Genomic DNA, 3,212 nt, shown 5'->3' with positions numbered 1-3,212 from the left:
GGCATGCCGAGGGTCAGGTCGTCTGACCCGGCTCAGGTGGTCAGGTGGGTCAGGCGGCGCATGATCGTCATGAGGTCGTCGGGCGGGGAGATGGTCATCGTCCGGGACTCCGGGTCGACGGCCGTGATCGACGTCAGGGTGCCGGCGCGCCACCAGAACACTCGGGGGGAGATCCGTCCGGGGCCGTCCTCGTAGGCGCCCAGGGCGAACTGGGCCAGGGCGTTGACGGCCTCGCCGACGTGCTCGTCCGCCAGCGGGTGGAAGACCAGGTTGTGGCGGTTCGGGACGACGGCCAGCACGCCGTCGGCCGGGAGGTCGGGGCCGCCCGCCGCGCGGACCGTCTCCTCGAAGACGAGCAGCTTGCTGGCGGCGAACGGCGACTCCGGGTGGCCGAGGATGTGCAGGACCGCGCCGCCGGGGAGGTCGTAAGTGTCGTAATTCACCGGCGCGTTGAGCAGGTTGGTGCGCGCGGCGGCCGCGAGGACGCCACGGTCGACGAGCGCCACGTCGCGGTCGTCGAGGACGCGGAGACTGTCCGGCCCGTCCAGGGCGATGCCCGCCAGGAGGTCCGTGGCCAGGGGGCGCAGGTAGCCGAACTGGCTCCGCGCGCCGTCGGGTATCGACTCCTCGGCGACCAGGCGCAGGTACACGCGGTCCAGCGAGTTTGCGGGGGACGAGCCCAGCAGGGCGGCCGGCAGGTAGCCGGAGCGAACGTCCAGGTCCCACCCGTGCACCCGGACCGCGAGGGCGGCCAGGGCCAGGATGCCGATCGGCAGCAGCGTCCTCGGGGCCGGATCGCCGGCCAGGCCGTCCCGGTACTCGGCGAGCCGGGCCGCCAAGGCCTGCTCGAACGCGCGCCGGTCATCGTCGAGGAGGACGCGCAGCAGGCGTTGATCCGCTGTCAGGGCGGGGACCCCGTCCAACCGCCGTGCTGCCTCGGCGAGTTCGTCGGGCTCCGGCTTGCGCAGGGCCACGGCGGGCCAGTCGCTCGGCAGGTGCCCGCTCGCCTCGGCCAGGTAGGGGCACAGCGCGTCCATCGCGGCGAGGTCCGCCGGGTCCGAGACCGACGTCAGCGGCGAGTACGGCACGCCGTCGCGGATCGCCGGGGCGTAGTCGGACCGCAGCAGCAGACCGATGACGCGCTCGCGTTCCCACACCAGCCCGCTGACCAGGCACAGCTCGAACGCGTCCAGCCACCACCGGGCCGTGGGGGCGTGCGCCGCGGCGGAGCCGAACCGGACGTCCTCGCTGGTGAGGTTCTCGCCGATGAGCGGGAAGGGGATCTCCTGGTCCCCGTCGGGGAAGCAGCCGACGCTCAGCGCTCCCAGCGCCATTTCCGCCGCGGTCAGCAGCACCGTGCCGGGAGGCGCCTCCTCGCGGGCCGGCGCCGAGACCGTACGGGCGGCGACGTGGTCGAGGAGCTCGTCCCGGAGGGCCAGCATCGCCTCCGGGGACGGGTCCTTCTGCCACATCGCGTACCACCGGTTGCCGGTCCGCTCGACGATGCGGTCGAGCGCTTCGGCCACACGCCGCCCGTCGACCTCGTGACGCGTGATCTCCTGCACCGGCGCGGCCCTCCCTGTTGATCTTCACGGCCGAGCGGAACGCTACCAGCAGGGACTGACACTGCTCCGCGGGCCGAGCCGGTCCCGGCCGCCGGCGCCGTCACGCCCGTTCGTACGTGACCCAGACGGTGGGGTCGTTGCCCTTGCCCAGGACGCTGCTGGTGTAGCTGTCGAGGGAGGTGCCGGGTGGGGTGGTGCGGCTGTTCCGGTCCTGGTCGTTCACGGTGACCTGGATGCCCTGACCGGTGCTCACCGCGTAGTTGTTCGCGCTGTACTCCGGGCTACGGTAGGTGAAGCCGGCCTGGGCACCGTTCGGCAGGGCGTAGGTCGCGGTGCCGTCGATGCCGGCGCTGGTGGTCACCCGCAGCACGGCCGTCCGGCCGTTGGGGATCCGCGCCGAGGGCTCACGGGCCCACGTGCCCTCGCGGAGGTCGAGCGACGACTGCTTCAGGGTCGTGCCGGTGCGGTTCGTGAAGCGGACGATCTCCGTGCGGGTGTCCTTCTTCTCCGTGAACGCGGCGACGGCGCTCGGATCGGTGGCGGGCTTGGGGAGGCCGAGGGCGGCCAGGGCGGCCAGGGTCTCCGGGTTCAGCGGCAGGCCCCACCGGTTGGCGAAGTGGTCGGTGAGGTCGGCGCCGGCGATCTGCGAGGCGGTCACGGTGAACCAGCGCATCTGCCGGTCGGTGTCGGCGAGGTCGGGCCGTTCGGCCCGCATCCGCCGGTGCAGCGTCGGGTAGAAGGCCGGGCCGAACGCCTTGTCGAGCTGGGCGAACATGTCGAACTGCGCCTTGTTCGGCGCGGTGGCGAAGTCGCGCTTCTGCTGCGCGAGGTAGTCCCGGCCCGGGGCCCACGTGGTCTCGTCCGCCCAGCCGTTGGTGGTGTGCGTGAACTGCCGGTCCGCGGCCATGGAGTAGAGGTTGACGGTGACCTCGACCATGTTGTCGGTGTCCTGGCCGGCGCCCCAGGTCCACCGCTGCTGGTGCTGGTGCCCGAACTCGTGGAACAGGCCCCAGCTGTTCGCCGCCTCGGTCGCGGAGTAGAGGACGCCGTCGCGGTTGCTGGGCATGGCGATCCGGTAGTAGGTCGCGTTGGGGTTCGTGCGCGACGGGCTCTCGACCGCGAGGAAGCGCAGCGGGGAGCGCGTGTCACGGGCGCTGGAGCCGTCGAGGCCGGCGAGCTCGTCCTCGGCCCGGAGGATCCGCTCGTAGGTGTCGAGGAGTTCGTCCTGGCTCTCGCCCGCGTACCGCAGGGCGGATTCCTGCATCCCCGCGATCATGACGTGCTCGCCGACCAGTTCGACCGGACCGGCGGCCGTGGTGGCGCCCAGCATGCGCTGCCACTGGGCGTTGGTGGTGGTCTCGCGGTCGAACTGCGGGATCGGCTGGACGGCCGCGCCGTCGTCGAGCGCCACGGTGACCGAGGGGGCGTCCGCGGGCGAGTCCGCCGTGTGGCGCACGTAGAGGATCCCGCCCGCCGGGTCGCTGATGTCGTTCACGCCCGGCCGCAGCCGGTAGGAGCGCGGCGCGGACTGGCTCGCCGTGTAAATGCCGTATCCGGTGCGGCTGTACGGGTCCACCAGGGCCCAGGTGCCGACCTGCAGCTCCACGGTCGCGTCGGGGGATCCGCCGGCGACCGTCACCCGGACCG

The 3,212-nt window shown here is 72.7% G+C and carries 2 protein-coding genes; both read right to left on the bottom strand.

From position 1 onward, the window contains the following. Positions 1–32 precede the first annotated feature (32 nt). Positions 33–1,565 (bottom strand): immunity 49 family protein, encoded by a 1,533-nt coding sequence (locus AB0O00_RS33590; RefSeq protein WP_363658305.1) that lies wholly within the window; start codon positions 1,563–1,565, stop codon positions 33–35. Positions 1,566–1,665: 100 nt separating this feature from the next. Beyond that, on the bottom strand, positions 1,666–3,212 hold a 1,547-nt coding region (locus AB0O00_RS33585; protein WP_363658303.1), incomplete at its 5' end, for a M60 family metallopeptidase.

Origin of the sequence: Kitasatospora sp. NPDC093558 (genome assembly GCF_040683475.1) — a bacterium.
In the GTDB taxonomy this organism is placed as follows: domain Bacteria; phylum Actinomycetota; class Actinomycetes; order Streptomycetales; family Streptomycetaceae; genus Kitasatospora.
Note: the sequence above shows the minus strand (reverse complement) of the source record. Positions and strands in the feature narration are given on the sequence as shown.